This is a genomic window from Cryobacterium sp. CG_9.6, assembly GCF_029893365.1.
Classification (GTDB): domain Bacteria; phylum Actinomycetota; class Actinomycetes; order Actinomycetales; family Microbacteriaceae; genus Cryobacterium.
In genome coordinates, this window is the sequence record NZ_JARXUZ010000001.1 from 188079 (window position 1) to 213619 (window position 25541).

Sequence of the window (25541 nt, forward strand, 5' to 3'; positions counted from 1 at the left end):
TTTTCACCGAACGCAAGGAGTGTGTGCGCGTGCGCCAGATCATCATTATCGGTTCGGGTCCGGCCGGTTACACGGCTGCCATCTACGCCGCTCGAGCCAACCTGAAGCCGCTGCTCATCGCGAGCTCGGTCGAGGCCGGCGGCGAGTTGATGAACACGACCGACGTCGAAAACTTCCCGGGCTTCCCGGATGGCGTGCAGGGTCCGGATCTCATGACCAAGATGCAGGAACAGGCCGAGCGCTTCGGCACCGAGGTTGTCTACGACGACGTCACGTCACTTGATCTCACGGGGTCGACGAAGACCATCACGCTGGGTTCCGGCGAGACCCATGAAGCACTCTCCGTGATCTTCGCTACGGGCTCGGCGTACCGCAAGCTCGGCCTTCCCGACGAGGATCGACTCTCGGGCCGCGGCGTGTCGTGGTGTGCCACCTGCGATGGCTTCTTCTTCAAGGGCAAGACGATTGCCGTCATCGGCGGTGGCGACTCAGCCATGGAGGAAGCAACCTTCCTCACCCGGTTTGCCGAGAAGGTGTACGTAATTCACCGTAAGGATGAACTGCGTGCCTCGAAGATCATGCAGGACCGTGCCTTTGCCAACGAGAAGATTGAGTTCATCTGGAACTCGGAAGTCGTGGGTATCACTGGTGCGGAGGCCGTTGACGGCGTGCAGCTCCGCGACACGGTCACGGGCGCCGAGACCAGCCTTCCCCTGGGCGGCATGTTCATCGCCATCGGAAACGACCCCCGCACGCACCTGATTCACGGCCAGCTGGACCTCACCGCAGAAGGCACCATCGCGGTCGCCGGCCGCTCGGCGAAGACCAGCCAGACCGGTGTCTTCGCCGCGGGCGACGTCATTGACTCCAGCTACCGTCAGGCCGTCACGGCTGCCGGTTCAGGGTGTGCTGCCGCGCTCGACGCGGAACACTACCTCAGCACCCTCCCCGAAGACCTGCTGGCTTCGGCCAGCGACACCGAACTCGCAACAGCAACAAACTAAGGAGAACCATCATGACTGCACGCTCAGTAACAGAGGCCAACTTCGATCAGGAAGTCATTAACAACGAAAAGACCGTTCTGGTGGACTTCTGGGCCGAGTGGTGTGGCCCCTGCCGCGCCGTCAGCCCCATCCTTGACCAGATCGCCGCAGAGCACTCCGACAAGCTCGACATCGTGAAGCTCAACGTTGACGACCACCCGGCCCTTGCTGCCAAGTACCAGATCACCTCGATTCCCGCCATGAAGGTCTTCCAGAAGGGCGAGGTCGTCAAGACCGTTATCGGCGCCAAGCCGAAGCCTGCCCTCGAAGCAGACCTGGCCGCCTACCTCGCGTAGTCGCCGAGTTGAATAACGGACCCGCCCGGCTCACGCCGGGCGGGTTTTTTGTTGCACGGTGTTCCCAGGCTCTCAGTGACACCCCATACGATGAAGACTTGACCAGATCGGACGTGACGTGACGAAGCAGGGCTCCAACCAGGCCGGAAATAACCTCGACCCGTGGTATCACCACTACGCCGAACGAGCCGCGGGGCTCAAGGCCTCCGAGGTGCGCGCCCTGTTCGCCGTGGCCAGCCGGCCCGAGGTGGTCTCCCTCGCGGGCGGCATGCCCTTCGTTGCCGCACTACCGCATGACCTGGTGACGGATGCCATGTCTCGGGTGATGACCGAGCAGGGCGCCACTGCACTGCAATACGGCTCTGGTCAGGGAGTTCCCATTCTGAGAGAGCAGATTACCGAGGTCATGGCGCTGGAAGGCATCCGCGCTAACGCCGACGATGTGGTGGTAACCACCGGGTCCCAGCACGCCCTCGAACTCGTCAGCAAACTCTTTCTCAACCCGGGTGATGTCGTTCTCGCCGAGGGCCCGAGCTATGTCACGGCCATGGTTATTTTTCGTTCCTACCAGGCCGATGTTGACCATATCCCGATGGATGCCGATGGCATGATTCCGGAAGCCCTCCGGCAACACATTGCGCGCCTGAAGGCTGCCGGCCGCACCATCAAGTTTCTCTACACAATTCCCAGTTTTCACAACCCGGCCGGAGTTACCCTCTCCTGGGCACGACGCCTGGAAATTCTCGAGATTTGCCGCACCAACAACATTCTCGTCTTGGAAGACAATCCCTACGGCCTCCTCTACTTTGATCGACCAGCACCGGATGCGATCCGCTCAGTTGAGCGTGACGGCGTTGTGTACCTGGGAACATTCTCTAAAACCCTGGCTCCCGGCTTTCGTGTGGGTTGGGCCCTGGCCCCGCACGCCATCCGCGAGAAACTCGTGCTGGCCAACGAAGCCGCGGTGCTCTCCCCCAGCTCGTTCACCCAACTCATCATCTCGGAATATCTGTCCACCGCCGATTGGAAGGGGCAGATCAACACCTTCCGCGGCGTGTATCACGAGCGTAAAGACGCCATGTTGGCCGCCCTGCAGGAGTACCTGCCGGAGTTGACCTGGACCAACCCCAACGGCGGCTTCTACGTGTGGGTCACGTTGCCGGAACGCCTCGATTCCAAAGCCATGCTCCCCCGGGCGGTGAAGGAACTCGTGGCCTACACGCCGGGAACCGCGTTCTTTGCCGACGGAGCAGGTCGTCAGAATATGCGTCTGTCGTTCTGCTACCCCACAGCGGACAATATTCGGGTAGGCATTCGTCGCCTCGCCACCGTCATCCGCGGTGAGCTGGACCTTCTGGACACCTTCGCTGGAACCGGCTCACTCAACCCATTGCACGACGGCCAGCGTTTTGCGGCCGGCCCACCGAACATCTCTTAGGTGTTCGCTGGCTCGGTCAACGCGTCCGCTACAGTAACTGCGTCATAGAGTTCAAGGAAAAGGCCTGATCATGACTGAAAAAAGTGACATCGCATCACCTGATGAGAGTGCTCTGCCCGTACTGGATATTGTCGTGCTCGCCGGTGGAATCTCTCACGAGCGCGATGTTTCGATGCGCTCAGGACGACGCGTAGCCGATGCGCTTACCGACGTGGGTCACCGGGTCGTAATTCTGGATCCCGGAGCCGGCCTGCTCGCGGAATTAGCGGAACGACGTCCTGACGTAATTTGGCCGGCGCTCCATGGTGCCACGGGAGAAGACGGCGCTCTCCGATCCCTGCTCGGCACCACCGGCATCCCGTATGTCGGGTCGAGAGGTGAAGCCGCAGCGCTGGCCTGGTCGAAGCCCGTTGCGAAGGAGCTGGTGCGCCGAGCGGGGTACGACACTCCCCTGTCGATCGCACTATCGAAGGAAACCTTTCGTGACCTGGGTGCCTCAAGCGTGCTCGAGCACCTGCTCGGGGCCCTCAACCCTCCCGTGGTCGTCAAGCCGGCCCAGGGAGGGTCGGCGCAGGGCGTTACTATTGTGGCCTCTGCCGGGGCTCTGCCGCGCGCAATGGTCGACGCCTACACCTATGCCGATGTAGCCCTCGTTGAGTCCCAGGTGCAGGGCACAGAGCTGGCTGTGGCTGTTATTGACGGCCCCGACGGCCCTGTAGCGCTTCCAGCCGTAGAAATCGTACCGGTGAGCGGTGTGTACAGCTTTGAGGCGCGTTATAACGCCGGTGAGACGGACTTTTACACGCCTGCACGCATTCCAGCGGATGTTGCCGCCCGCGTCAGTGCCACCGCCGTCGCCATCCACACATTGCTGGGATTACGGCACCTGTCACGAATTGACCTGATTGTGGATGCCGCCGGCACACCATGGTTCCTCGAGGCCAACGTGTGCCCAGGCCTCACGGAAACGTCGCTGGTACCTCAGGCGATTGAGGCCTCCGGTCAGACGCTCGGCGACGTCTACACCGCGCTCGCTCGCGCAGCCATCGCCGACGCCGCCTAACTAGCCGCGGGTCGCTCCCTGCACCATTTGCGGCCCCGCGAATGTTTCACGTGAAACGGTGAGCGGCCGGCAGGCCCCCCAGGCAACTGACCCGCGACCACTGCTCACGCCCCCAGCCCGCTGATCGAGCTTGTCGGGAGCCTACACGGGGTGTCTACTACGTTAAAGCGGTGTCGTGGCACATACCCCCAAACCCCTCCCCCAACGCACAGGGGTCTCGACAGGCTCGACCAACGACGTGGGAACCCCCCATGGACCAACCCAGCTCCAACCCCACTCCCCCTCCCCCCCGCTGATCGAGCTTGTCGAGATCCCCACACAGGTCCCGGCGCGCTCAGCAACGCACGCACCACCCACGGACACTAACCGCGAAGTGCTGCACCCGCTACACAGGGGTCTCGACAGGCTCGACCAACGACGTGGGAACCCCCCATGGACCAACCCAGCTCCAACCCACTCCCCTCCCCTCCCCCCGCTGATCGAGCCTGTCGAGATCCCCACACAGGTGTCTCGGCACGCTCGACCAGCGACGCACGCACCACCCACGGACACTAACCGCGAAGTGCTGCACCCGCTACAAACCCATCTCGACAGGCTCGACCAACAACGTGGGAACCCCCCATGGACCAACCCAGCTCCAACCCCACTCCCCTCCCCCCGCTGATCGAGCCTGTCGAAATCCGCACACAGGTGTCTCGACACGCTCGACCGGCGACGTGGGAACCCCCCATGGACCAACCCAGCTCCAACCCCACTCCCCTCCCCCGCTGATCGAGCCTGCCGAGATCCCCACTGGCCTCAATTCACATCACGCTTCCTAGGTAGGACCTCCTGCTCCATGACTCAACCCGGGCAAATCACTAAGTCGACCATCAATGAGGGCCTCACGCTTCTTGCGACCCCAGTTCTGAACCTGCTTCTCACGCGCATAGGCATCCGCTACCAGCTCGTATTCTTCGAAGTAAGCAAGCGTTACCGGACGTCGATTTTCGGTGTACTTCGCACCGCCTCCATGGTTGTGCTCCCACACTCGACGCATCACGTGCCAGGTGCTTCCCACGTAGTACGACCCATCTGAACATCTCAGAATGTACATGTATGGCATGCCTGCCATGGTGCCACCGAACAGCCGATTAAGCAGTTATCCACAGAGTTGTACCCAGGCCTGTTTTAAACAGGTTCGGGCAATGTTTCACGTGAAACAACGAGAAAAGCATCGAACCACCACCAAACGGAGCCCTAGAACCCAGTGAATGAGCGGAATCAGTGCTGGGCGGTTGATCACGAGCATTCTGACGGCATGAAAAGGGCGCCTCGAGTGGTCACCATAGACGGGCTAAGTTATCCACAGGTTGCGCCTGCTCTTCTGGAGGAGATGAGACCGGCTGCAGAAGAAGAAAGCGCATAGATAGGACTAGTACGACTGGTGTCTTCAGGGAACGTTAAACCATTCGGTAGGGTCACGAGGAGTGTAGACCGCACCCCTTAGCCTCGATCCACCGGTCGAGTTAGGGTCGTAGCGGCGCGTTAAACAGAGAATGCCACTCGGATCAGGAAAAATAGAACTTACTTAGGGTTCATTTCAACCGATTCGAGAGGCATCTCGTAGATGCAACTTTTCCACAGTTCCAGCCGCTTGTCAGCCACCTTCGATGACACAAATCTCGTGTCGGCCGCGGGGCTTGTCCCCGCGATGGCCTTGGCGGTGAAAACCGGCCTCAGCGACCTCGCCGACGCGTGGCTGACACTGCCGGGGTACTTCGGCGCGAACTCGGGGTTGAAAGTCACCGCGTTGGTCGCGGGGATGCTCGCTGGTGCCGATTCGATCGATGACATGGCGTTGCTGCGGCACGGCGGTATGAAGAAACTCTTCGTCGGGACGTATGCCCCGTCGACGTTGGGGTCGTTCCTGCGGTCGTTCACGTTTGGTCACGTCCGGCAGCTGGACGCCGTCGCCTGGCGGTGGCTGGTCAACGTCGCCGCACACACCCCGATCGTGACGGGAATCGACGACTATGCGCTGGTGGACATCGACGACACGATCAAGGAAGTCCACGGTTACCAGAAGCAAGGCTCCGGTTACGGCTACTCCGGAGTGCGCGGTTTAAACGCCCTGATCGGCATCGTCTCCACACGCAAGGCGGCGCCGATCATCATCGGGTCCCGACTGCGGAAAGGCGCGGCCGGTTCCCCGCGCGGCGCGGGAAAGTTCGTCGGGGATGTCCTCGCCACCGTGAAACGCCTCCGCAGCCAGACGGCCGGCGGCCTGGTGCTGCTGCGCGCGGACAGCGCGTTCTATGGGCACGCGGTCGTCGCCGCCGCGCACCGGGCTGGCGCAAAAGTGTCCATCACAGCCCGCATGGACCCGGCCGTTAAGCGCGCCATCGGCACGATCACCGATGACCAATGGACGACCATCAACTACACCGATGCGATCCGGGACGAGGCCACCGGCGCGTGGATCTCGTCCGCCGAGGTCGCGGAAGTCGTGTTCACCGCTTTCAGCTCACGCAAAAAGGCCGAACGCATCGTGGGGCGCCTGGTCGTGCGCCGGATCCCGGAGCTGAATCAGAAGGCCACCGAAGGGCAACCGACGCTGTTCGACACGCACCGGTTCCACGCGTTCTTCACCACCAGCGACCTGGACACCGTCACCGCGGACCAGACCCACCGGCAGCACGCCATCATCGAGCAGATTAACGCCGACCTTAAGGACAGCGCGCTGGCGCACCTGCCATCAGGTGTGTTCACGGCCAACGCGGCCTGGCTCGTGCTGGCCACGATCGCCTTCAACCTTTCGCGCGCCGTTGGTTCGCTGGCCGGCAGCGATCTCGGCAAGGCACGCAGCGGCACCATTCGTCGCAAACTCATCAGCATCCCCGCCCGCATCTCCACCTCGGCACGCAGGATCACCCTGCACCTCCCCGCCAACTGGCCATGGAAACCCGGATGGACGACCGCGTTCGCGGCGGCCTGCGGCCCGCCGCAAACCGCCACCACCTAACCACCAGCCACCCGGCGAACGAAGACTTGGAACACCACCGGCAGCAAGGCCGGCAGCCTCGCCCTGCCCGCCACCAAAAACCACGATCTGAATTCAGTGACGCCGATCAGTCAAGGCAGACCGGTGGATCGAGGCTTAGACGGGCTTGTCGGGACCCAAGCTGTGGCACTGGCGGGGATCTCGACAAGCTCGCTCACCGTGAAGGCACTAGGGCGCGACATATCTTGGACACGGACAACCCCGCTGGTCGAGCCTGTCGCGACCCGGACTCTGGCGCACTGGCCGGGATCTCGACAAGCTCGATCATCGGAAAGAGTGCAGAGGCGCACGCCAGCCTCGGCACTAACAACGGCGCTGGTCGAGCTTGTCGAGACCCCGGTTCTGGTGAGCTCGCGGGGATCTCGACAAGCTCGATCAGCGTGGAGTGCGGCGGTCGAGCTTGTCGAGACCCACTCCGTGGTGAGCTCGCGGGGATCTCGACAAGCTCGATCAGCGTGGGGTCCGGCGGTCGAGCTTGTCGAGACCTAGAGCAAGCTTCTGCGCGGAGATTTTGACAAGCACGATCAGCGTGGGGTGCGCTGGTCGAGAGCACGCCGCACGCATGTTTCACGTGAAACGTTGAAGATTAGCCTACGTTGGGACCGTAGCCGGGCTCCCCAAGGGATCCGAGAATGCGGTTGAGGTCGCCAATGGTCGCGAAATCCACCGTAATCTGGCCTTTGCGTGCTCCCAGATTGATCCTAACGCGCGTATCGAGGCGGTCCCCGAGGTGCTCGGCGATCTCATCGAGGTGTCCTTGGCGTCTTCCGGGCAACGGTTTCGCCTTTTCGACCTTCGGCCCAGCCGCGGCAGCAGCTTCAGCAGCGCGTACAGACAGGTCTTCGTTCACGATCTTGTCCGCGAGACTCAACATGCCTGCCGTATCAACCACAGACAAAATGGCGCGCGCGTGACCCGCACTCAGCACACCAGCTGCAACCCGTAACTGAACTGACTCCGGCAGCTTGAGCAACCGAATCGTATTAGTTATCTGTGGGCGTGAGCGGCCAATGCGCGTCGCCAGCTCATCCTGCGTAATACCAAAATCAGACAGCAACTGCTGATACGCGGATGCCTCTTCCAGTGGATTGAGCTGGGCGCGATGCAGGTTCTCCAAGAGGGCGTCACGAAGCATGTCTACATCAGCGGTGTCACGCACAACGGCCGGAATCGTGGCCAGGCCGGCTTCTTTGCTGGCCCGGAGACGCCGCTCCCCCATGACAAGCTCATACTTCCCCGGTGATTCAGGAAGGGGGCGAACAACAATAGGCTGCAGAACGCCGACTTCACGAATACTGTGAATCAGTTCTGCAAGGTCGCCCTCATCAAAGATCGTGCGCGGCTGCTGAGCGTTGGGGACAATATCAGCAAGATTCAGGTGCGCAAGGTGTGCCCCAGGAACGGGAACCAGTACAACATCCTCAACCTCGGGGGTTGACCGCGGGAAAAACACGTCAACGGGACGGTCAACCGAGGGATTATCCTGGATCGGAATCAGCGCACCAATTCCGCGACCCAAACCCGTGCGTTTTGCTGCCATTGCTAGTGTTCCCCTGTTTTCGGTGCTCCGCGACGAGCAATTTCTGCGGCTGCCTCGAGGTATGAAAGAGATCCGGCGGAGTTCAGGTCGTAACTGATCACACTCTGACCATAGCTCGGCGCCTCAGACACCCGCACGGAACGAGGAATCAGCGTGTCAAGAACCTGCTTCGGGAAATGTTCCCGAACATCCTGAGCCACTTGATTCGCCAAGTTGGTGCGACCGTCATACATCGTGAGCAGAATTGTCGATACGGTCAGTTCAGGATTGAGGTGCTTCTCAATCAGCTGAATATTCTTGAGCAGCTGGCTCAAGCCCTCGAGAGCGTAGTACTCGCACTGAATCGGAATCAGAACCTCACGAGCCGCAACGAAAGCATTGATGGTGAGCAGGCCCAAGGACGGTGGGCAATCAATAAAGACGTAGTCGAAAGGGTCGTCAAGACTCTTCAGGTAGAGATCCAACGCGCGGTGCAGCCGTTGTTCACGCGCCACGAGTGACACGAGCTCGATCTCTGCGCCAGCCAGGTGAATCGTTGCGGGCACGCAGTACAGAGAACCAAATTCTGGGCTCTTCTGAACGACGTCCTCCATGGGAGTATCGCTGACGATCACGTCATAGACACTCGGCATGTCCGCGTGGTGCTCGACACCCAGCGCTGTCGATGCGTTGCCCTGAGGATCCAGGTCAATAACAAGCACGCGGGCACCTTGGCGAGATAATGCAGCAGCCAGATTCACCGCTGTCGTGGTCTTGCCAACACCACCCTTTTGGTTGGAAATCGTGAGAATGCGCGTCTTCTCGGGCTTCGGCAGGCTGTCGGATGCAATAACCTGTCGCCTCCGGGTTAGCTCGGCGATTTCTCGTGCGAGCGGCGGCAGCCCATCCGCTTCCAGTCCCGTACTGCTGACTTGCTGGTCTTCACCAGGATGTTTCACGTGAAACCTTACGTTTATGATTCGTGAGAGTGGTCATCAGGACTACCTCACTGTAGCCCTAATTACCCGGGTGGCATCGGCCAACAGGCCCTCACCCAAGGTGAGAATTTCCACGTCGTGCACCCGGTATTTCTGTATAGCCTTCGCTGCGCCATCCACTTCAGCGGATGCACGCTCACCCTTCATCAGGAGAAGCTCCCCGCCCGCGCGCAAGAGCGGCGCGGTCAGGGGGATGAGGTTACGAAAAGCACTCACGGCTCGAGCGGTGACCTGATCGAGGGGCTGTGCCAATTTCACGTCCTCCGCTCGAGAACGTACAACTGTGACGTTGGCTAAGCCTAAAGCCTTAACTTGATCATTGAGCCACGCCACACGACGTTCCATTGGCTCAATCAAGAAGAATGTAACGTCCGGCCTCGCGATGGCTAGCACGAGACCGGGGAGACCAGCTCCTGACCCGACATCGCCCACTCGTCCGGGCCGCAGCAAAGTTGCCATTGCAGCACAGTTGAGGATGTGGCGGCTCCAGAGCCTGGGTAGCTCTAATGGCCCAATGAGGCCCAGTTCTTCACCCTGATCAGCGAGATTTTTCGTGAATGACCGGGCAACCTCTAACTGGTCCCCAAAAAGAGTCGCAGCGGCATCGGGTTCAGCCTCAAGTATCACTGTCACAAGCACAAACTAGATCGCGGTGATGACCGTGTGACGGTCACGGCCCTCACCCTGGGAAACTGACTTGTAACCGCGAGCTGCAACAAGATCGTGTACCAGCTTGCGCTCATACGACGACATCGGCGGCAGAGACGCCTCGGCAGCGCCCCCCTCAATTCTCTCCGCGGCGCGCGATACGAGGGCGGCAAGCTCGTTTTCACGGACATTGCGTGACCCGCCGATGTCCAAGATAAGACGGGAAAACGATCCGGTCTTATTCTGAACAGCCAGACGTGTGAGCTCTTGCAACGCATTGACGGTCTCGGGCTTACTGAGGACCCTCAAGTTGTCCCCGTCAGACGCATTGACGGACAAATACGCACGTCCATTGTGCGCGTCAATGTCAATATCACCGTCAAGGTCGCAGATGTCGAGAAACTCCTCGATGTAGTCGGCGGCAATGTCGCCTTCCTGCTCCAGCTGGCTCTGCGTTCGAACATCGTCAGTCGGTGCAGTCTGGCTGACCGTACTCTCCGCAGGAACGACGGGAGCCTCGAGACCAGCTGCCGCGTGGGCCGCTGCATTGGCCACGCCAGCACTCGACGCATTCGCGAGTGCGTCACCCTTGATCACATCAAGCTTCTCAGTCACGAGGTCTCATCTCTCTCTACTGCTTGGGTCCGGTTTGCTTCTTGGCACGGTTCTTACTGACCGGCTGCTGACGCTGAATCGGCTTCTTGGGCTCGTCTACGACAATGATGTCGCCATCCGTCGCCAACAGTTTTCCCTTACGGGCAAGACGCTCTTCGCGTGCCTTGGCAGCCTCACTACCGGGCGTCGGCATGTTCCGGATCACGATGAACTGCTGAATCATCGTCCAGAAGTTCGATGTCAACCAGTAAAACATGACACCCAGTGGGAACGCGACACCGGAGAATGCGAAGACGAGGGGAAGCAGGTACAGCATGATGCGCTGCTGCTTGAACATGGGGCTTGCCTTGGTCTCCGGAGACATGTTCTTCGAGACGATCTGCAGCTGCGTGATGAACTGAGACGCGGTCATCAGCACCACCATGATGGCGGCAATAATCATGACCGTGCCGTTGAAGTCCGTCCCGGCCAGCATCTTGGTCCACTGGGATGCGAAGGTGTCGTGTAAAGGTGCGTTACCAAACAGCGTGGCGTTACCAAAGCTCTCGGCCAGGCTCTGATCAAGAGGACCGACGCCGGCGTTGGACCTCTGTGCGGCGTTCAGCACGGAGAAGAGCGCGAAGAAGATTGGCATCTGCAGCAAGAGCGGCAGACAGGAGCTCAGCGGGTTCGTACCGGTCTTCTTGTACATGGCCATCGTCTCGCGCGACATGGCTTCGCGAGAGAACTGGTCTTTCTTGCCCTTGTACTTGTCCTGAATCTTCTTGAGCTGCGGCGCAACCTCGAGCATCTTGCGCTGGCTCTTGATCTGCTTGACGAAGATGGGGATGAGCGCAGCGCGAACGACGAGGACGAGTCCGACGATAGACAGCACCCAAGTGAGGCCGTCATCGTAACCCATGCTCGGGATACCCAGGGCAGAGAACAGACTATGGAACGTAACGAGCAGAAGCTCGACGGCCCATTTGAGTGGCCAGAGGATCGTATCTATGAAACCCATACTTCGGATCAGCCCTTTCCGTGGCTTGGTAAGACGACAAAACCAAATGACGTCACGGAATAGCGACGTTTACGTTTGAGAGGAACATCATCTATTCCACCTTCGGCCCATGGATGGCATCGTGCCAACCGACGGGCGGCCAGCACTGATCCAATAATAAGTCCGTGTTCCTGTATAGCGGCCAATGCATAGCCCGAACAGGAGGGGTAATACCGGCAAACATTGCCGTAAAGCGGTGAGATCAACGCACGGTAGGCGCGAAGGAGAATTACACCCACGTTTCGGGGAATGAGCCACACGGTCGCAACGACGACGTTCATCGCTTCGACGTTCCTCGATGACCGGCAAGGGGTTGACGAACAACCGTGCCGAGTTCGCGCTTCAAAGTGAGCCAGCTGGCGTCATGAGCTGCCGGCAACGCCCGCACCACAATGTCCATGCCGGACTCAACCTCAGACAACAGGTCGTAGCTGGCTGCTTTGAGCCGACGACGAACACTGTTTCGTTTCACAGCATTGCCAACATTTTTCGCCACGATAAAACCAAAACGTGCGGGAACACCCTCTGCACCAGCAGGCACATCAGGGTTTTTCCGCACGTATATGACCGTGTGTGCGCCAACGCGGCGCACACCACGCCGAACGACACCTTGATAGTCGCTCCCCCTCGTAATGCGATTCACGTGAGCGAGCATCAGAGACCCTAGGCGGAGAGTTCGGTGCGACCCTTACGACGGCGGGCACCGAGGATAGCGCGACCCGCACGGGTGCGCATACGCAAACGGAATCCGTGCACCTTGGCGCGACGGCGGTTGTTCGGCTGGAACGTTCTCTTGCTCATTATTCAATCTCCACGTGATTGGATCTCCGCTGGCCAGAACAGCGGCTGCGAAAGAAGTCTGTAGCCCACGGGATGGGGTCAACTGATTAAAACTACGGCCTCGACCAACTTTGGTCAAACTGAGCACCACAAAGTCGTGAGTTTCCACAATAATATGCACAGCCTAATCACGGAATTACAGAGCTGAATTGGCCTCAGTGACCGGGATTGGCTACCGTGAGGAGAAGTTATCCACAGCCTGTGCACTATTCCTGAGATTTGCACTGTTTTTACACACAGGTGGTGGATAACTTTGTGAAAAGTCGAAAATAGAGATTGAAGGAACCATGGCGGACGGCGAACAGCCCATTGCCCAGACGTGGCAGTCGGTACTCACCACATTGGAGTCTGATGCCACCATCACCCCCATGCTCTACGGCTTTTTGAGCCTAGTAGAACCAAAGGGCATCGCAGCCGGGACTTTCTATCTTGAAGTTCCCAACGAATTCACCGCGAGCATGCTCAATCAGCGGATGCGTGTCCCCCTCCTCACTGCGATGGGCCAGCTCGACGAGTCCAGCGCCGTCTCCACGTTCTACGTCGTGGTGAATCCGGAACTCGAGCAGGAATCGCTCCGCCCGCTGCACCAGGCATCAACTCCGCCCGATACAACGACCACCGCGTCGTCGCAATCCGTCTTTGAGGGCGCGGCGCCGGCCCCCGCGCACGAAACTCGGCTGAACCCGAAATATAGTTTCGACAATTTCGTGATCGGGCAGTCCAACCGGTTTGCACACGCGGCGGCTGTTGCTGTGGCCGAAGCCCCGGCCAAGGCCTACAACCCGCTCTTCGTTTACGGCTCGTCCGGCCTCGGAAAAACTCATCTCCTGCACGCCATCGGCCACTATGCAATGAGCCTTTACCCCGGGATCCGTGTTCGCTACGTAAGTAGCGAAGAGTTCACCAACGATTTCATCAACTCGATCGCCAATAACCGCGGCTCGGCATTTCAGGCCCGGTATCGAAACATCGACATCTTGATGATTGACGACATTCAGTTCCTTCAGGGGAAAGCCGAGACCCAGGAAGCCTTCTTCCACACCTTCAACACCCTGCATGACCACAACAAGCAGGTGGTCATCACTAGTGACCTCCCGCCAAAACACCTCACCGGATTTGAAGATCGCATGCGGTCGCGCTTTGAGTGGGGCCTGATAACGGATGTCCAGGCTCCCGACCTCGAGACTCGCATCGCCATTTTGCGCAAGAAGGCGCAGAGCGAAAAGCTTCAGGTACCCCACGACATCCTGGAATTCATGGCCTCTAAGGTCTCGTCCAATATTCGTGAGCTCGAGGGAACCCTTATTCGGGTCACCGCGTTTGCCAGCCTGAACCGCACCCCGGTGAATATGGAACTTGTTCAGACCGTGCTGAAGGACCTGATCACCCTGGACGATGACAACGTCATTGCTCCGGTGGACATCATCACGAATACTGCGAACTACTTCAAGCTTTCCGTGGATGACCTCTACGGATCATCTCGCAGCCAGGCCATTGCCACTGCCCGCCAGATTGCTATGTACCTGTGTCGAGAGCTGACAAACCTGTCACTGCCCAAGATCGGACAGCTCTTTGGTAACCGCGACCACACCACCGTGATGTACGCGAACAAGAAAATCAGCGAGCTGATGAAAGAACGTCGCTCGATCTACAACCAGGTCACTGAACTGACTAACCGCATCAAACAGGACCACCGATACAAGTAGAAAGTGATTTTTTCCACTTTCACACCTGTGTATAACCCTGTGGAATTTAACTCTTAAACGTGTGAAACCCTGTTGAAACACGGCATGGGCCTGTGGAAACTCCAAATAACTTAACATCGCTGGCGCCCAGCTTTAGTTAACTTCTCCACAAGCTGCCAACAAGTTACATTCGTGTAGTTCCCAGCGTTTAACAGAGATCCACAGAGTTATCCACAGTTTCCACAGCGGTTAAGAACATTAACGTTTAACTTAAATTTCTCTCCATTCGACAACCTTGAAGAGCTGGCGGGCGCATCCACGCACGCTCTCAGAACCGGGCTAGGGTTGAGGCCCACCCCGCAAAATACCCGTGCCACTCCCGGCCTTTCATCGAACAGGAGCCCCTTCGTGAGATTTCAGGCCAACCGTGATGTCTTCAGTGAAGCTGTGTCATTCGCTGTGAAGCTTCTGCCGCAACGAACGACGCTCCCGATCTTGAGCGGCGTGCTCATCGAGGCCACCGAAAATGGACTGGTCCTGTCGTCGTTTGACTACGAGGTTTCTGCGCAGACCGAAATCGCTGCAGACGTTGAAGAGACAGGCAAGGTGCTTGTGTCCGGGCGACTCCTTGCCGAGATCGCAAGTCGTTTGCCGAACGCTCCCGTTCGTTTCAGCACAGAAAACTCGCGCATCAAGGTGAGCTGCGGGTCCGCAAGCTTCACCCTGTTGTCTATGCCTGTTGAGGAATACCCGAGCATTCCCCAGATCAGCGCCGAATCTGGGCTTGTTCCGGCTGAGGAATTCGCGGCAGCAGTCGCTCAGGTAGCCGTGGCGGCATCGCGTGACGACGTCACGCCGGTGATCACCGGCGTTCAGCTTGAAGTGACCGAAAACAGCCTGAGCCTCGTGGCTACAGACCGATACCGGGTCGCGGTGCGCAGCATCGATTGGGATCCGGGTAGCAACGCCGGCCAGGGAACCATCACTGCACTCGTACCTGCCCGAACACTTCAGGAGGTTGGTAAGACCTTCGGCCACAGCGGCACAATTTCGGTCTCCATCACCAACAGTGACGACCGGGAACTGATCGCCTTCACGGCGAACAAGAAGACCGTGACATCCCTGCTGATCAAGGGGAATTTTCCTCCCGTGCGCCGCTTGTTCCCCACGGCCGTGGATAACTACGCCGTAATGAACACCGCAGAGTTGATTGAGGCGACACGACGCGTGCAGCTCGTTCTGGAGCGCGAAGCAGCACTTCGGTTTACCTTCACAGCTGACGGGCTTACCCTTGAAGCAGTCGGCTCCGAACAGGCACAAGCCTCGGAATCCATCGACGCAATCCTCTCCGGTAGTGACACCGTCGTGTCACTCAAGCCCCAGTTCCTGCTCGATGGCCTGGGAGCGGTGCACTCCGAATTTGTACGAATTTCGTTCACGAAGACCGAAAACCCGAACAAGCCTGGCCCTGTTCTTATTACGAGTCAAACCTCGCGTGAACAGTCCGGTGCCGACAGCTACAAGTACCTGCTGCAGCCTAATTTGCTGTTGCGCTAGTCGTCACAATCACGGAGAACACCATGCACATTGGAATTATTGGTCTGGGCAAAATGGGCGCGAACATGCGCGACCGCCTACGTAACAAGGGCATTGAGGTCACGGGATATGACCGTAACCCCGACGTAACGGATGTCGCATCCACGTCGGACCTGATCGCGGCGCTTCCCGCTCCTCGCCTGGTCTGGGTCATGGTTCCGTCCGGTGCCATCACCGATTCCGTCATCGCGGAACTCTCGGAGAAGCTCGACGCCGGCGATCTTGTTGTGGATGGTGGCAACTCACGCTTCACCGATGACTTCACCCACGCCGCTCTGCTGGCGGAGAAAGGCATCAATTACATTGACGTTGGTGTCTCCGGTGGCGTGTGGGGTGTGGAAAACGGTTATGGCCTGATGGTCGGTGGCCACGCAGATCAGGTCGAACGGGCAATGCCTGTTTTTGATGCGTTGCGCCCCGAAGGTCCGCGCGACGAAAGCTTCGTGCACGCCGGCGAAATCGGTGCCGGTCACTACGCGAAAATGGTGCACAACGGAATCGAATACGCCCTCATGCAGGGGTACGCCGAGGGGTATGAGATGCTCGCGAAGCGCAGCGACCTCATTAAGGATGTCACCGGAACGTTCAAGTCGTGGCAGCGCGGCACGGTCGTGCGGTCCTGGCTACTTGAACTGCTCGTGAATGCGCTGGAAGACGACCCTGCGCTGGAGAGCATCGAAGGATTTGTCGATGATTCCGGAGAGGGTCGCTGGACCATCGAGGAAGCGCTGTCGAACGCTGTTCCCGTTCCCGCCATGAGTGCGGCAATCTTCGCGCGGTTCGCGTCGCGTCAGGAGGACTCCCCCGCAATGAAGGCCGTCGCTGCGCTGCGCAACCAGTTCGGCGGGCACGCCGTCAAGAAGGCCGACTGATCTGAGTGCGCGTTACCCACCTGTCGCTGACTGACTTTCGTAATTACACGGAAGCAGAGGTTCCCCTTCGCGCGGGAGCCAACCTCATCGTGGGTCGCAACGGGCAGGGTAAGACCAACCTGGTGGAAGCCCTCGGCTATCTCAGCACGCTGGGCTCCCACCGGGTCTCCGATGACAAGGCCATGATCAGGGCCGGGCAACCGTCAGCAATCATTCGCGCCCGCCTCGAATACAACGGGCGCGAGATCCTGACAGAGGTGCAACTCAACCGCGTTGGACTCAATCGGGCACAGGTAAACCGGTCAGCGATTCGCACCCGGGATCTTCCGCGGTATTTTTCCAGTGTTGTTTTTGCCCCTGAGGATCTCGCGCTGGTTCGCGGCGACCCGTCGGGGCGGCGCCGGTTTCTGGACCAGCTGCTCGTGCTGCGCTCCCCCAGAATGTCGGGCGTGATTGCCGACTATGAACGTGTATTGAAGCAACGAAACAGCCTGTTGAAGTCGGCCCGTGGTTCTATGGCCAAGCAGAATCAATTGAGCACTCTTGACATCTGGGATGAGCGGCTGATTGGGCTGGGCTCGGAGATCATTGACGCGCGCAGCGAGCTGGTTTGGTTACTCGGTGAACCTCTGCGCGCTGCCTATCGTGCGGTAGTTGGGGATGATCACGGCCCCCAGCTTGTGGAGTTGCTGAGCGTGTTTGGCGCAGACGGTGACGCGGGGGTTTCTGCACGCGGTGTCCCAGGTGGGCGAGGGGTCTCGACAAGCTCGACCAGCGAAATGGGGGCGTCGCAGGGGATAGAGGCGCGTGAGACTACGGTTGGGGCCGGCGCTGTGAGTGATGATGCGGTTCGCGGGGTCTCGAGCGGCGAGGGCGGCTCGAGTAGTGGGGCCGCGGCGACCGCAGACGGTGACGCGGGGGTTTCTGCACGCGGTGTCTCGGGTGGGCGAGGGGTCTCGACAAGCTCGACCAGCGAAATGGGGGCGTCGCAGGGGGTAGGGGCGCGTGAAACAACGGCTGGGGCTGGCGTTGTAAGTGATGATGCGGCTCGCGGGGTCTCGAGCGGCGAGGGCGGCTCGAGTAGTGGGGCCGCGGCGACCGGCGACGGTGAGGCGGGGTGGAGCGGGCGAGACGGGACGCGGGAAGCTTTTCGGGAAGCGTTGGCCGGAGTTCGCGGCAAAGAACTGGAACGCGGAATCACACTCGTGGGTCCGCACCGGGACGATCTGATTTTCATCCTCAATGATCTGCCGGCCAAGGGCTACGCCAGCCACGGAGAATCGTGGTCATTCGCACTGTCGCTGAAACTTGCATCCGCTGAGCTATTGCGTCGTGATTCAGCCACCGGCGACCCCGTTTTGATTCTCGACGACGTGTTCGCCGAGCTCGATCAGTCGCGTCGGCGTCGTCTGGCCGAGGCCATCAGTGAGTACGAGCAGGTTCTGATTACGGCTGCGGTGCTGGACGATGTTCCCGAGGCATTCACGGCCCACACGATTCATATTCGAGGCGGTGCCGTCGTCGATGCCTGAGCCGATCGACCCGCCCGAACGCCATCTCAGTGAAGCGGCGCAGGTCTTCCTCAGATTTAAAAATATTTTTGGCGATCCAAATGCTCGGCGGAGCCGAGGTAAGCGCCGACTGCGAGACGAGCAGGGGTCGAGCGTTCCCTATGGTGTGGGACGGGATCCGCGGGGAATCGGCGACACGATCAATTCCCTCACCATGCAACTCGGGTGGAATTCGCCGCTTGCCCAGTCCGAGCTCCTCGCATCATGGTCAGAACTTGCGGGTGAAGAGACGGCCAGACACTCCAATCCGGCCGGTATCGACGAGGGAGTGCTCACCGTGCACTGTGAGTCGACGGCCTGGGCGACGCAACTTCGGCTGATGCGCAATGAAATCATGAACCATATCGCCAACAAGTATCCCGATGCGGGTATCGAGTCGATCCGTTTCCAAGGACCCAACGCGCCATCCTGGAAAAAGGGTCCCAGATCAATTCCAGGGCGTGGTCCGCGCGATACCTACGGGTAACCCAACAAATTAGGTCTCCGATCGAAAAAAAGCCGTCAAACGGCGATATTGGACCGGACATCACGCCCCGTTTGGTAAACTGAATGGTCGCCCGTGCGATGGTCAGGAGCCAAATTTCACATGACAGTTGAATCTACGCCCGTGCCGGAGCACGAATATGGTGCCGACGACATCCAGGTTCTCGAAGGGCTTGAAGCCGTTCGCAAGCGCCCGGGAATGTACATCGGTTCCACTGGGCCCCGTGGTCTTCATCATCTCGTCTACGAAATTGTTGACAACTCTGTCGACGAAGCTCTCGCTGGACACTGCGACCTGATCGACATTCGCATCCTTGCCGACGGCGCAGTCCGTGTTGAAGACAACGGCCGCGGTATTCCGGTTGACATTCACCGCACAGAGGGACGCTCGACCGTTGAGGTCGTACTCACCGTTCTGCACGCCGGTGGAAAGTTTGGTGGCGGCGGCTACTCGGTTTCTGGTGGACTGCACGGCGTGGGTAGCTCCGTCGTGAATGCGCTCTCGTCGCGCCTCGAGGTTGAGGTGCGTCGACAGGGCCACGTGTGGCGGCAGTCGTTTGCCGACGGCGTTCCGAACGCTCCCCTGGCTAAGGGTGAGGAATCAGGCGAAACCGGAACAACCATCACATTCTGGCCGAGCGCCGAAACGTTTGAGACCACGGAATTTGACTACGAGACGCTGCGAGCACGATTCCAGCAGATGGCGTTTTTGAACAAGGGTCTGCACCTCAAGCTCACCGACGAGCGCGCGGGTCACGAAGACGACAACGGTGTCGCCGTCACGAATTCATTCATGTACGAGCAGGGTCTCGTTGACTACGTGCAGTACCTCAACCGCTCCAAAAAGGCCGAACTCGTCAACGACGACATCATCTCCTTTGAGTGGGAGGACAACGACAAGAAGATGGCGTTGGAAGTGGCCATGCAGTGGACCACGGCGTACACCGAAAGTGTGCACACCTACGCGAACACCATCAACACCCACGAGGGTGGCACGCACGAAGAGGGCTTCCGTTCCGCTCTCACCACCCTCGTGAACAAGTACGCGCGTGAGAAGGGCATCCTGAAAGAAAAGGATGACAACCTCACCGGTGACGACGTGCGCGAAGGCCTGACTGCCGTGGTGTCGATCAAGCTCGCTGAGCCGCAGTTCGAGGGCCAGACAAAGACCAAGCTGGGTAACACTGAAGCGAAGACGTTCGTGCAGCGTGTGGCCGGAGAACAGCTGGCGCACTGGTTCAACATGAATCCCAATCCCGCACGGGAGATCATTCGTAAGGCGCTCCAGGCGAGCAACGCCCGCATGGCGGCTCGTAAGGCGCGTGAGACCGCGCGCCGCAAGGGCCTCCTTGAGGGTGGCGGCATGCCCGGCAAGCTCAAAGATTGCCAGAGCAAAGACCCCTCTCTCTCCGAGATCTTCATCGTTGAGGGTGACTCAGCCGGCGGCTCGGCTGTTCAGGGACGTAACCCCGAGACGCAGGCCATCCTGCCTCTGCGTGGCAAGATCCTCAACGTGGAGAAGGCGCGTCTCGATCGCGCCCTCGGCAATAACGAGGTTCAGGCCATGATCACGGCCTTCGGTGCCGGCATCGGCGAGGACTTCAACCCCGACAAGGTGCGCTACCACAAAATCGTGCTGATGGCCGATGCTGATGTTGACGGCCAGCACATCACGACCCTGCTGCTGACGCTGCTCTTCCGCTACATGCGCCCTCTGATCGACCTCGGGTACGTGTACCTCGCGCAACCGCCGCTGTACCGACTCAAGTGGGCAAACGCACCGCACGAGTATGTGTACTCCGACCGTGAGCGCGACGCACTCCTGGCCGATGGTGCTGCCTCCGGGAAGCGCATCCCCAAGGACAACGGAATCCAGCGCTACAAGGGTCTCGGCGAGATGGACTACAAGGAGCTGTGGGAAACCACGATGGCACCCGAGTCCCGCACCCTGCTGCAGGTCACGCTTGATGACGCTGCCGCTGCCGACGAAATTTTCTCCACCCTGATGGGCGAAGACGTCGAATCCCGACGTAACTTCATCCAGAAGAACGCGAAGGACGTGCGTTTCCTTGACATCTGATGACACCAACCTCCCCACGGGTGCGAGTTCTGAGCCCGGTAACACGGTTGAGGCAGCGGATGCCGCGGCTGCGGCCGCGCACCTGACTCGCCACGGCAAAATCGATCAGGTGGATCTCCAGCTGGAGATGCAGCGGTCCTACCTCGACTACGCCATGAGCGTCATCGTGGGCCGCGCACTGCCGGACGTTCGTGACGGCATGAAGCCCGTGCACCGCCGTGTGATCTACGCCATGTTCGATGGTGGCTACCGCCCCGACAAGGCCTTCTCCAAGTGTGCTCGTGTCGTCGGCGACGTGATGGGCCAGTTCCACCCGCACGGTGACTCGTCCATCTACGACGCCCTTGTGCGTCTCGTGCAGCCCTGGAGCTTGCGTTACCCCCTCGCCCTCGGCCAGGGGAACTTTGGCTCCCCCGGCAACGACGGCGCTGCTGCGCCCCGATACACCGAAACAAAGATGGCGCCGCTCGCCCTCGAAATGGTTCGCGACATCGACGAGGACACCGTCGATTTTCAGGACAACTACGACGGCCGCACACTGGAGCCAACGGTGCTGCCCGCGCGCTTCCCGAACCTGCTGGTCAATGGCTCGGTCGGTATCGCGGTGGGTATGGCCACCAACATCCCCCCGCACAACCTGCGCGAGGTCGCCTCGGGCGCCCAGTGGTACCTCGACAACCCCGAAGCCAGCCGCGAGGAACTCCTCGAAGCGCTCATTCAGCGCATCAAGGGCCCGGACTTCCCCACCGGCGCACAGATCCTGGGCGTAAAGGGCATTCAGGATGCCTATCGCACGGGCCGTGGTTCCATCACGATGCGTGCCGTTGTGAGTATCGAAGAACTGCAGGGTCGCACCTGCCTCGTGATCACCGAACTGCCGTACCAGGTGAACCCCGACAACCTTGCCATCAAGATCGCTGATCTGGTGAAGGACGCCAAGATCACCGGCATTGCCGATATTCGTGACGAGACCAGTGGTCGCACCGGCCAGCGCCTCGTGATCGTGTTGAAGCGCGATGCCGTGGCCAAGGTTGTGCTCAACAACCTCTATAAGCACACGCAGCTGCAGGAGAACTTCGGCGCGAACATGCTCGCTATCGTTGACGGCGTGCCGCGCACGCTCGCTATCGATGGCTTCATCTCCGCCTGGGTTGCACACCAGATCGAGGTCATTGTTCGGCGCACCCAGTTCCGCCTCAACAAGGCAGAGGCTGAGGCGCACATTCTGCGCGGTTATCTGAAAGCCCTGGACGCCCTCGACGAAGTGATTGCCCTCATCCGTCGGTCCAACACTGTTGATGACGCGCGTGAAGGCCTGATGGCCCTGCTCGACGTGGACAAGCTGCAGGCCGATGCGATCCTCACCATGCAGCTGCGCCGTCTCGCCGCACTGGAACGTCAGAAGATCATTGATCAGGCCGCCGAGCTCGAACTTCAAATCGCTGAATTCAAGGCGATTCTGGCAAGCCCGGAGCGTCAGCGCACCATCATCAAGGAAGAGCTGGCCGCGATTACCGACAAGTTCGGTGATGACCGTCGTACCGAAATCATGTTCGGGTTCGATGGCGATATGTCGGTCGAAGACCTCATCCCTGAAGAGGAGATGGTGGTGACGGTTACCCGCGGTGGCTACATCAAGCGCACCCGCAGCGATAACTACCGCAACCAGCACCGTGGTGGCAAGGGCGTCAAGGGTGCGCAGCTGCGTGCCGATGACGTTGTCGAACACTTCTTCGTGACCACGACCCACCATTGGCTGTTGTTCTTCACCAACACCGGGCGCGTCTACCGTGCCAAGGCGTACGAGGCGCAGGAGTCGGGACGCGATGCCAAGGGTCAGCACGTTGCGAATCTGCTCGCCCTGCAGCCGGGTGAGGAAATCGCGCAGATTCTTGACATTCGCGACTACGGAGTTGCCCAGTACCTCACCCTCGCCACCCGCGATGGGCTAATCAAGAAGACCGCCCTGAGCGAGTACGACACCAACCGTACCGGTGGCATTATTGCGATCAAGCTGCGCGAGGGTGACGAGCTCGTCTCCGCACTGCTCGTCAACGATGATTCCGACCTGCTGCTCGTGTCCCACAAGGGCATGTCGATCCGTTTTCGAGCGAGCGATGAAGCCCTGCGTCCCATGGGCCGCAGCACATCCGGTGTCATCGGAATGCACTTCCGCGGCGAGGACACCCTGCTCGATGCATCCGTGATCGACGATGATGGCTTTGTCTTTGTCGTGACCGAGGGTGGCTACGCCAAGCGCACCGCGGCCGACCAGTATCGACTGCAGAATCGCGGTGGTCTGGGCATCAAGGTGGCCAAGCTCAACGTGGACCGTGGCGATCTGGTTGGTTCACTGATTGTGAATGCCGAGGACGAGGTGCTCGTGGTTCTTGCCAGTGGCAAGGTGGTACGCTCTGACGTCGCGGAGGTTCCGGCCAAGGGTCGAGACACAATGGGCGTTGTCTTCGCAAAGTTTGCGACGGAAGACAGAATCATTTCCATCGCCAAGAACAGTGAGCGTAATCTTGTTGTGGAAGAATCCGAAGTCACACCTGACACTGCAGCACCGAACGATGATTCGGGGAAAGTAGAATCACCAGATGAGTAGCGTTGCGGAAAAACTAGCCAAGAAATCGAATCGGCGACCGTCGACGAAGCAGGTTCGACTCAAACTGGTCTACATCGACTTCTGGTCGGCCGTCAAACTGTCCTTCCTGGTGGCCCTGTGCCTCGCGGTGGTCACCATCGTGGCCTCATTCCTCATCTATACCGTGCTGGCGCAGACTCAGATCCTCGACAAGGTGAACACGCTGTACACCGACATCTCGGGCGCCTCGGCTGACCTGTTGAGCATTCTGTCCGTGGGCAACGTGATGGGCTTTGCTGTGGTCGTCGCCATTCTCAACACGGTCGTGATCACGGCGCTCGGTGCAATTTATGCGGTACTCTATAACCTCAGCGTGAAAATCACCGGCGGCTTGCTCGTGGGCTTCACCAACAACTAGGTGTCACTCACCACAGGTGCATAACTAGTCGTTGACTTTCTGACACGCGCGGATGTTCCGCTCGATTTCAGGAATCGGGCAGATTCCGATAGTCTCAAATCTGCCCAACAGGGGGATATAGCTCAGTTGGTTAGAGCGCTTCACTGATAATGAAGAGGTCCCAGGTTCAAATCCCGGTATCCCCACGCACGTTGTTTTCTTTCTTCAGAAATAGGTTTTTCCTGAAGATTCTCGTCTTTTCGGGGCCATAGCTCAATTGGTAGAGCGCCTGCTTTGCAAGCAGGAGGTCCGGGGTTCGATTCCCCGTGGCTCCACAGGAAAGATAAATGCCTGTTCACTTCGGTGGACAGGCATTTTTTCGTTGGGGGCTGGCAACCACGTTCCGCAAGCAGGCCCTGCAGGGCCTGCTGGCGTTCTACAGCCTTAACGAGTGACGGCCCACATCCGAGTGACGGATGTGGGCCTTACGTGAGCTGGTGAGGCGCTCAGGCCCTTTATGGGCTCAGGCCTTTTGTGTGATCAGGCCTCGCGGGTACTGTTCGACTCGGTTTCCTCGTCGGAAACCCACAGCTCGTCGTCGGCGCGGAACGTCTGCCACACGGCGTAGGCAACTCCAACGGCTGCCGCGATGGCCAGACCAATGGCAACGTAGGTTGCTGCTCCGGTGGTCTTCTGCTTGACCACAATGGGCTTCTGCAGGTGAATACGGCCGAGGGCGGCACGAACGCGGGCGTCGCGAGCAACGTCACCGACGGACATAACCGTTCCAATAGCGGTGCCAATCCCAGGAAGAACGTCGTGCACGACGGCACGCTTCACTTCCGTGGCAAGTTGTTGTGTTGCGTCAACGCGTGGACGCACGTAGTGATCGTAACTTTCACGAACGCGGGGAACGACTTCTTCCCGAGTGAGCAGGCCGGCTTGCTGGCCCGCCTCTCGTGCGATGGCGTTGGCGCGTTCCAAGACTTCTGCCTGGTGGCTCCATAGTTCGTCTGCGCTCTTGCGAAGCCGAATGAGTTCCTTGCGGCGCTTGCGTGACAGGCTCATCTGGACCCTTCATTGTTGTCGTACGGCGAATACGTCCATCTTGCCACTGAATCGACTGGGAGCGCTCTGCGTATCCGAATCCGGCAATTTGCCTGTGCAAGAATTGTCAGCATGTCTAAGCACACGGCTGTAGCCACCCTAAACACCACCCTCGGACCCATCAAGGTCAACCTCTTCGGCAATCACGCGCCCAAGACGGTGAAAAACTTTGTTGGTCTCGCTACCGGCGAGATTGAGTGGAAGCACCCGGCCACGGGCGTCTCGTCCACCACTCCTCTCTATGACGGAACGATCTTCCACCGCATCATCAAGGACTTCATGATCCAGGCCGGCGACCCGCTCGGCCAGGGAACCGGTGGCCCCGGATTCCAGTTCGATGACGAGATCAGCCCCGACCTCGACTTCACCCAGCCGTATGTTCTGGCAATGGCGAACGCTGGCATTCAGGGTGGCCACGGAACCAACGGTTCACAGTTCTTCATCACGGTCGTTCCCACGACCTGGCTGCAGGGCAAGCACACCATCTTCGGTGCCGTTGAGGACGAGGACTCCCGTGCCATCGTTGCGAAGCTCGCGACCGTCGCAACGGATGGCCGCGACCGTCCGCTTGAGGACGTTGTCATCGAGAGTGTCACCGTCGAGTCCGTCTAAGCAGAGCAG

At 59.5% G+C, this 25541-nt stretch carries 24 protein-coding genes and 2 tRNA genes; 16 read left to right on the forward strand and 10 right to left on the reverse strand.

What is annotated here, in order from left to right:
• Positions 1–29 precede the first annotated feature (29 nt).
• The 4 genes from trxB (at position 30) to H4V99_RS00875 (ending at position 3840) form a co-directional block, all read left to right on the forward strand.
• A complete protein-coding gene (gene trxB, locus H4V99_RS00860) occupies positions 30–1004 on the forward strand; it encodes a thioredoxin-disulfide reductase (protein ID WP_280674691.1) in 975 nt (324 codons plus the stop codon).
• Positions 1005–1012: 8 nt separating this feature from the next.
• Positions 1013–1339 carry a thioredoxin gene (gene trxA, locus H4V99_RS00865; protein ID WP_280679865.1) on the forward strand — a complete coding sequence of 109 codons (327 nt, stop codon included), beginning with the start codon at positions 1013–1015 and terminating at the stop codon, positions 1337–1339.
• 118 nt (positions 1340–1457) lie between these two features.
• The gene (locus H4V99_RS00870) at positions 1458–2777 is read left to right on the forward strand and encodes a PLP-dependent aminotransferase family protein (protein WP_280674693.1); all 1320 of its coding nucleotides are present in this window, start codon (positions 1458–1460) and stop codon (positions 2775–2777) included.
• A gap of 70 nt (positions 2778–2847) precedes the next feature.
• Positions 2848–3840 carry a D-alanine--D-alanine ligase gene (locus H4V99_RS00875; RefSeq protein WP_280674696.1) on the forward strand — a complete coding sequence of 331 codons (993 nt, stop codon included), beginning with the start codon at positions 2848–2850 and terminating at the stop codon, positions 3838–3840.
• 817 nt (positions 3841–4657) lie between these two features.
• Here the strand turns inward: H4V99_RS00875 and H4V99_RS00880 are convergent.
• Positions 4658–4954 (reverse strand): GIY-YIG nuclease family protein, encoded by a 297-nt coding sequence (locus H4V99_RS00880; RefSeq protein ID WP_280674698.1) that lies wholly within the window; start codon positions 4952–4954, stop codon positions 4658–4660.
• 495 nt (positions 4955–5449) lie between these two features.
• On the opposite strand from H4V99_RS00880, the gene H4V99_RS00885 reads away from it, so the two are divergent.
• On the forward strand, positions 5450–6844 hold the full coding sequence (locus H4V99_RS00885; RefSeq protein ID WP_280674700.1) for an IS1380 family transposase: 1395 nt from the start codon (positions 5450–5452) through the stop codon (positions 6842–6844).
• 625 nt (positions 6845–7469) lie between these two features.
• Here H4V99_RS00885 and H4V99_RS00890 read toward each other — a convergent pair.
• The 8 genes from H4V99_RS00890 to rpmH form a co-directional block, all read right to left on the reverse strand.
• On the reverse strand, positions 7470–8423 hold the full coding sequence (locus tag H4V99_RS00890; RefSeq protein WP_280674701.1) for a ParB/RepB/Spo0J family partition protein: 954 nt from the start codon (positions 8421–8423) through the stop codon (positions 7470–7472).
• A gap of 2 nt (positions 8424–8425) precedes the next feature.
• Positions 8426–9319 (reverse strand): ParA family protein, encoded by an 894-nt coding sequence (locus tag H4V99_RS00895; RefSeq protein ID WP_280679867.1) that lies wholly within the window; start codon positions 9317–9319, stop codon positions 8426–8428.
• Positions 9320–9403: 84 nt separating this feature from the next.
• Positions 9404–10033, reverse strand: coding sequence for a 16S rRNA (guanine(527)-N(7))-methyltransferase RsmG (rsmG, locus tag H4V99_RS00900; RefSeq protein WP_280674703.1), 630 nt, complete (start codon positions 10031–10033; stop codon positions 9404–9406).
• 9 nt (positions 10034–10042) lie between these two features.
• On the reverse strand, positions 10043–10492 hold the full coding sequence (locus H4V99_RS00905) for a R3H domain-containing nucleic acid-binding protein (RefSeq protein WP_280679869.1): 450 nt from the start codon (positions 10490–10492) through the stop codon (positions 10043–10045).
• 187 nt (positions 10493–10679) lie between these two features.
• On the reverse strand, positions 10680–11663 hold the full coding sequence (yidC, locus tag H4V99_RS00910; RefSeq protein ID WP_280674704.1) for a membrane protein insertase YidC: 984 nt from the start codon (positions 11661–11663) through the stop codon (positions 10680–10682).
• A gap of 8 nt (positions 11664–11671) precedes the next feature.
• Positions 11672–11983, reverse strand: coding sequence for a membrane protein insertion efficiency factor YidD (gene yidD, locus H4V99_RS00915; RefSeq protein WP_280674706.1), 312 nt, complete (start codon positions 11981–11983; stop codon positions 11672–11674).
• Positions 11980–12357 carry a ribonuclease P protein component gene (rnpA, locus tag H4V99_RS00920; protein WP_280674708.1) on the reverse strand — a complete coding sequence of 126 codons (378 nt, stop codon included), beginning with the start codon at positions 12355–12357 and terminating at the stop codon, positions 11980–11982. The genes yidD and rnpA overlap by 4 nt, the downstream gene beginning before the upstream one ends.
• 8 nt (positions 12358–12365) lie before the next feature.
• Positions 12366–12503 carry a 50S ribosomal protein L34 gene (rpmH, locus tag H4V99_RS00925; protein WP_010204566.1) on the reverse strand — a complete coding sequence of 46 codons (138 nt, stop codon included), beginning with the start codon at positions 12501–12503 and terminating at the stop codon, positions 12366–12368.
• A 326-nt stretch (positions 12504–12829) separates the two neighbouring features.
• On the opposite strand from rpmH, the gene dnaA reads away from it, so the two are divergent.
• The 10 genes from dnaA to H4V99_RS00975 all read left to right on the forward strand — a co-directional run bounded on the left by dnaA (position 12830) and on the right by H4V99_RS00975 (position 24148).
• Entirely contained in the window at positions 12830–14248 is a 1419-nt protein-coding gene (dnaA, locus tag H4V99_RS00930; RefSeq protein ID WP_280674710.1) for a chromosomal replication initiator protein DnaA, read from the forward strand.
• A 387-nt stretch (positions 14249–14635) separates the two neighbouring features.
• Positions 14636–15784 carry a DNA polymerase III subunit beta gene (gene dnaN / locus H4V99_RS00935; RefSeq protein ID WP_280674712.1) on the forward strand — a complete coding sequence of 383 codons (1149 nt, stop codon included), beginning with the start codon at positions 14636–14638 and terminating at the stop codon, positions 15782–15784.
• Between the two features lie 23 nt (positions 15785–15807).
• Positions 15808–16695 carry a phosphogluconate dehydrogenase (NAD(+)-dependent, decarboxylating) gene (gnd, locus tag H4V99_RS00940; RefSeq protein ID WP_280674713.1) on the forward strand — a complete coding sequence of 296 codons (888 nt, stop codon included), beginning with the start codon at positions 15808–15810 and terminating at the stop codon, positions 16693–16695.
• 5 nt (positions 16696–16700) lie between these two features.
• Complete coding sequence (locus H4V99_RS00945; protein WP_280674714.1) at positions 16701–18227, forward strand: DNA replication/repair protein RecF; 1527 nt, start codon at positions 16701–16703, stop codon at positions 18225–18227.
• The gene (locus H4V99_RS00950; RefSeq protein WP_280674716.1) at positions 18220–18732 is read left to right on the forward strand and encodes a DciA family protein; all 513 of its coding nucleotides are present in this window, start codon (positions 18220–18222) and stop codon (positions 18730–18732) included. The genes H4V99_RS00945 and H4V99_RS00950 overlap by 8 nt, the downstream gene beginning before the upstream one ends.
• 120 nt (positions 18733–18852) lie before the next feature.
• Positions 18853–20829 carry a DNA topoisomerase (ATP-hydrolyzing) subunit B gene (gyrB, locus tag H4V99_RS00955; protein WP_280674718.1) on the forward strand — a complete coding sequence of 659 codons (1977 nt, stop codon included), beginning with the start codon at positions 18853–18855 and terminating at the stop codon, positions 20827–20829.
• 82 nt (positions 20830–20911) lie between these two features.
• Complete coding sequence (gyrA, locus tag H4V99_RS00960) at positions 20912–23437, forward strand: DNA gyrase subunit A (protein WP_280679871.1); 2526 nt, start codon at positions 20912–20914, stop codon at positions 23435–23437.
• Positions 23430–23834, forward strand: a complete 405-nt coding sequence (locus H4V99_RS00965; protein WP_280674720.1) for a DUF3566 domain-containing protein — start codon at positions 23430–23432, stop codon at positions 23832–23834. Before gyrA ends, H4V99_RS00965 begins: the two co-directional genes overlap by 8 nt.
• Positions 23835–23945: 111 nt before the next feature.
• Positions 23946–24019: transfer RNA gene (locus tag H4V99_RS00970), tRNA-Ile, on the forward strand.
• A 56-nt stretch (positions 24020–24075) separates the two neighbouring features.
• Positions 24076–24148, forward strand: a tRNA-Ala gene (locus H4V99_RS00975).
• A gap of 205 nt (positions 24149–24353) precedes the next feature.
• On the opposite strand, the gene H4V99_RS00980 is transcribed toward H4V99_RS00975, so the two are convergent.
• On the reverse strand, positions 24354–24881 hold the full coding sequence (locus H4V99_RS00980) for a hypothetical protein (RefSeq protein ID WP_280674722.1): 528 nt from the start codon (positions 24879–24881) through the stop codon (positions 24354–24356).
• Positions 24882–24992: 111 nt separating this feature from the next.
• Between H4V99_RS00980 and H4V99_RS00985 the strand changes: the two genes are divergently transcribed.
• Positions 24993–25532 (forward strand): peptidylprolyl isomerase, encoded by a 540-nt coding sequence (locus H4V99_RS00985; protein ID WP_280674724.1) that lies wholly within the window; start codon positions 24993–24995, stop codon positions 25530–25532.
• The last annotated feature ends 9 nt before the right edge of the window (positions 25533–25541 follow it).